At 42.9% G+C, this 5,183-nt stretch carries 1 protein-coding gene and 1 pseudogene; both read right to left on the reverse strand.

Annotated elements, in window-relative coordinates; translation table 11 throughout:
• Window positions 1-1,267 (reverse strand): annotated as a pseudogene (locus ASG38_RS17290) (hypothetical protein); the annotation flags it as partial.
• Window positions 1,268-1,441: 174 nt separating this feature from the next.
• The gene (locus ASG38_RS00055; RefSeq protein WP_162239621.1) at window positions 1,442-4,762 is read right to left on the reverse strand and encodes a T9SS type A sorting domain-containing protein; all 3,321 of its coding nucleotides are present in this window, start codon (window positions 4,760-4,762) and stop codon (window positions 1,442-1,444) included.
• Window positions 4,763-5,183: the final 421 nt, after the last annotated feature.

Raw genomic sequence — 5,183 nt, forward strand, 5'->3', positions numbered from 1 at the left:
TGGCACATTGTCCTGCATTTGGAGTGAATACATAGTTTCCGCTTGCCGTATTGCTAACAACAGCCGGATTCCATGTTCCTGTGATTCCGTTAGGGGAAGTAGTGTTCAATACGGGAGCCGTGCTTCCTGTACAGATTGAAAGAGTGGTAGGAAAGTTTGGCGTGATGCTGTTGGTTACGGTTACGCTTAGAGTCACACCTGAGGCACATTGTCCTGCATTTGGTGTAAACACATAATTTCCGCTTGCCGTATTGCTAATGACTGCCGGATTCCAGGTTCCGGAAATTCCGTTAGGGGAAGTAGTGTTCAGTACCGGAGCCGTACTTCCTGTGCACAAGGAAAGTGTAGTAGGGAAGTTAGGCGTAGTACTGTTAGTTAAAGTAAGATTGATAGTGTCTCTTATCTCCAGACCACAACTGTTGGTAGCGGTTAGGGTAATAACAACAACGGTTCCTGCCTGTGAAGCGCTTGAAGTGTAGGTGGTTGACAGATTGGTTGCCGTTGAAAATGTACCACTTGCAGCCGACCATCTTACTGATTGATATCCCTGCGCAATTCCGTTCAAAGAAATTACAGTTCCGGCACAAGCCGACATAGTAGCAGGTCCGGCATCAACAGTAAATGGAGGAACAGGGGCAGAGCAGCCATTGTTGATATAGGTGGTGGCTCCTGCCGGAGTGTATTGCACTATTGCGCCATCAGCAGCAACAGTAGCGCCATTGGTGTCAATTAACAGGGCACGGTCATAGGAAACCGTATCAGAGCAGGAACCAAAAGAAATAGTCAATGTTCTGATTCCGGTTCCGGAATTGGCAAAATGCCCGGATGCAGTAGTGGGGTTATTTTGGAAAATAATATAAACGTTATCGGTTAAAGCCCCAAACGAATTCAGGTCGGTATCAAAATTGTGGCTCGTCACTAAAATTACACTGGCATTGGCAGGAAGAACACCGCCAGTAGGTTCGATTAACTGACCGCATCCGCCGGCATCCAGAATATCAGCATTAAGAGTTGCTACTTTTGCTGCGGTGACAGAGTTTCGTATAAGTCCCTGCCACGGATTGTTTGGCCATGACACGCTCATATTGCTTGTATTTATAGCGGTGTTGCCTACTTTAAACCGTACCATTTCATTCAATCCTTCCTGTACGCCACAGGCATCGACTAGTATACTTTCGATTTGAAAACATTGAGAGAAAGTGTCTTGGTAAGAGAAAAGAGCCAGAACAGCAATAATAAGGAAATGTTTGAGCTTTTGTAATTTCATTTGAGTCAGTTTAAAACCGGCGCAATCTAGGAATGACAGATTAACTGAAGCCGTTGTTTGATTTATCAAAATGTTATGTTGGAACCGGTCGGTGTTATGTTTTCGTTTCTTTAATGTTACCGGCGCAAAAAAAGCCTGCTGTTGCGGCAGGCTTTTTTAAGAAATTGTTTTCTCTTATTTTTTTAAGATTCGGAAAGTTTTCTGTGCTTTTCCAGAGCTAACTCTGACGAGATAGGTTCCGGTTTGAATATCTGATAAGTTGATGGTTACCTGTGTATTGTTTACAGTCTTATCCATTATTTTTTGTCCAATCAGGTTAAAAACTTCAACGGCAAGAATGTTTTCGGAATAGGAAACGTTTAATAAATCAGTTACAGGATTCGGATAGGCCTTAAGCGTTGTTAAGTCAAATTCAGGATTGCCCAATACTATTGAAACCGTTACCGCCAAAGGACTGCTGCTGCATTCACCAATTGTTTGTACGGCATAGTAAGTTGCACCGTCAACAAGAAGTTCATCCATGCCTAATGTTGGTGTTCCGGCTTCGGCTGCAGTTTCTGTAGCATACCATTTCAGATTTGTTCCGGTAACTTCAAGGTCGGCCAATGTTTCACCTTCTGTGAAATTCTGGTTTTCAGAACCGTTTGGTGCCGTAACCGTATTTATTGTAACAGATGTTAGCGTACTGGCACTTTCACAGCCGTCAACTGTCATAGTAGCGTAATAATCGCCATTGGTCAGTGGCTGTGTCAACGAAAGAGCAGTTCCTCCGTTTGGAGTGTCATACCATTGGATTCCGGAAGTGTTTGGCAGTAAGTCGGCAACAGTTGCGGCATTACAGAAAGTCTGTGCTGTTGTGGTCGGTGGCGTAACCGTATTTATTGTAACAGATGTTAGCGTACGGGCACTTTCGCATCCGTCAACTGTCATGGTAGCGTAGTAATCACCATTGGTCAGTGGCTGTGTCAACGAAAGAGCAGTTCCTCCGTTTGGAGCATCATACCATTGGATTCCGGTAGTGTTTGGCTGTAAGTCGGCAACAGTTGCGGCATTACAGAAAGTTTGTGAAGCGGTAATTGGAGCTTCGGATTGGTTAACCGTAATTGTTGCAATAGTGGAATAAATTTCCATACACGGAGCGTTTTGCACAACTGAGCGGTAGTATGTAGTTTCTGAAAGATTTGTATAGTTAAGAGTTGCGGCCGTATTTTCAATATCGGTAACAGTACCGTTAAAGTCTGCAGTAGTAGAAGATTGCCATTTTATAATAGTTCCTACATGATTTTCCAGAGTAAGTATTCCGTTGTTGGTTCCGAAGCATACGGTTGAATTTCCGGTTATAGTTCCTCCATTGCCTGCTTCTACAGCAGTAACGGTGGCGCTTCCGCTTATGTCAGCAGATTGTGCAATACAATTGGCGTCTTCTACGACAGTTACCGTATACGTTTTTGTCTCATTAGCAGTAACCGTAAAAGTATAAGGCGATGTTTGGATATTGGTAATTGGAAAAGTTGAAGTTCCATCGGTATAGGTTAGATTCCATGGGGCTGTTCCCGTCAAAGCGATGCTAAGTTCAGACGAAACCGAACCCTGGCAAACAGACTGGTCGCCACTTATTGTTGCTGTTGGTCTGGAGTTGATAACCAAAATGGTGTTTATGCCGCTAATCACACTTTCGCAATCTGGAGTTACATCTGTTCGTTTAATCGAAGTTATTTCTAATGTCCTGCCATTTTCTGCAGTCGAAACAGCTACTTCAAAATCAGCTTCTCCGGAAGCATTAGCAGTAATTCCCGAAACTGTTACGGCAGTACCTCCCGCAATCGTATAAGTAATCTCTGAAGTACTGTTGGCAATCAATCCGGTCAGGCTGATAACAGCATTGCCATGGGTTGCACATAAGGGAGTAGTGCTTACAGCAGTTACTGTTGGGGAAGGATTTACAGCCAATACAACAGAATTGTTTGCAGTAAGCGCATTCGGACAGGACGAAATATCAGTTCTTTCGATAGTTCCTATAACTAGAGAATGTCCGTTATTGCTGTAAGGAAGGCTTATGGTGAAGCTGGCATTACCGCTAATGTCTGCAATAATACCTGCAACGTTTTGCACAGTCCCATTATTAATGGTGTAGCTGATAGAAGAGGTTGATTCAGGAATCAGGCCAGCCAAATTTATGGTAGTCGCACCTCCGTCACACATGATGTTGGTTTGTGTAACTGCAGAAAGTGTTGCTGCCGCTGTAATTGTAATATTATGTCCGTTATCATTATTGCTGAAAGTCAGCGGGTCGTCATTATAAACTCTTACTCTATAATTTGAGCCTGGAGGCGTATCGGCAGGAATTGTCACGGTGATTGGACTGGTGGCAGATACTCCAACAATATTGGTTGGTGTTGTTGGAAAGGTACCGTCAGTATTAGAGAGCTGCGCATAAAAATTAGCACTGTTGAAACTTCCGGCTGGCGTAAAATCCAAATCAAAAGTATTGCTGATTCCGTTACAGTAAGGACCGTAAGGCTCATCATCAACAACAATAGAACTTACGGCAGTAATACCTGTTCCGGTAACAGTAACCAATTTATCGGTAGCACCCGGTGAAGACAGTACGATATTTCCGGAAGCTGTTCCTACCACTGCGGGACTAAAGCGTACCCAAATCTGTACGTTATTTAATGTGCCGCCAACCGGACTGATGTCTGTACCGGGATACCAGTTAATGCCATCTGTGCTGATTTCAAATCCTGTCGGAGCCAGAATACTTACATCTTCCGTAAGTCCGGCACCGTTAAATGTAAAGCTGGTTGCAGATGAGCTGTTTCCTACCATAACATCGCCAAAAGAAGCCAGTGAAGTAGTAGAAGGAGTAATTAAAGGATTGACAGCGGCTGTAACACTGCCGTCTATTTTTAAAGAGTTGGTTCCGCCTGTCAGGTAATAGTTTCCTGTTGAGCCTTGAGGGATTATCCGGAATTTAACGACAACTCCTGCGGCAATATTTTGCAAAGCGCCGATTCCCGATAAGGAAACCGAATTAGGTGTTCCTGTCGTACCGCTTGTAGATGAGGTGGACCAGGTGGCTACACTGGTAAAAGGACCGCCGCCAACAGAATAATAAACTATACATCCTGACGGCCCCGAATTGGACCTTCGGGTTGCGGTAGAAATAGAGCTCAGGCTGACTTTATATCCGGCAGTTGCCTGAAAAGTAAAATAAAAGCTGTTGGAATCGGATTGGGATGTTGACCATCCTCCGGAACCTCCCCAGCATCCTCCTGCTGCACTACCACTGGTTGAAATACCTGAACCTCTGACAAGTCCCGAAGTTTGCAAATTGGCATTTCGTGTAGAAGGTGTCCAGGGGCTGACGCCAAATCCACCACCGTTGTTGTTGGCATCCCATGCTAATATCTGAGCATAATCAGTAGTGGGATAGAGTAGGGAAATAATAAAAAGAAATGGGACAATGAATTTTTTGTGTAAAGTTGTATTCATAGGGCTGTAATTTTGAGGGATCTGTTTTTGTTGGTTCATTTACAGATACATACAAAGATTGTTAATATATTCCCGTTGCACTTTACGTAGGTGTTTTATTACTGTAAAATCAAAATTATGATTGTGTTATCTATATCAATTAAAATTTAATTGGTTATCAGCCTGAAGATCTTGGATTTGAGATTTGAGATTTTTGATTTTGGCTACAGATTAGAATAATTACACGAATTTAGAAGTCTATTAAACTTAGCACCTTAGAATCTTGGATTTGAGATTTTTGATTTTAGCTATAGATTAGAATAATTACACGAACTTTAGAAGCCTATTAACCTCAGCGCCTCAGTACCTTAGAACCTTTGATTTGAGATTTGAGATTTTTGATTTTAGCTATAGATTAGAATAATTACACGAACTTTAGAAG

The sequence above is a fragment of the Flavobacterium sp. Leaf359 genome (genome assembly GCF_001423985.1).
In the GTDB taxonomy this organism is placed as follows: domain Bacteria; phylum Bacteroidota; class Bacteroidia; order Flavobacteriales; family Flavobacteriaceae; genus Flavobacterium; species Flavobacterium lindanitolerans.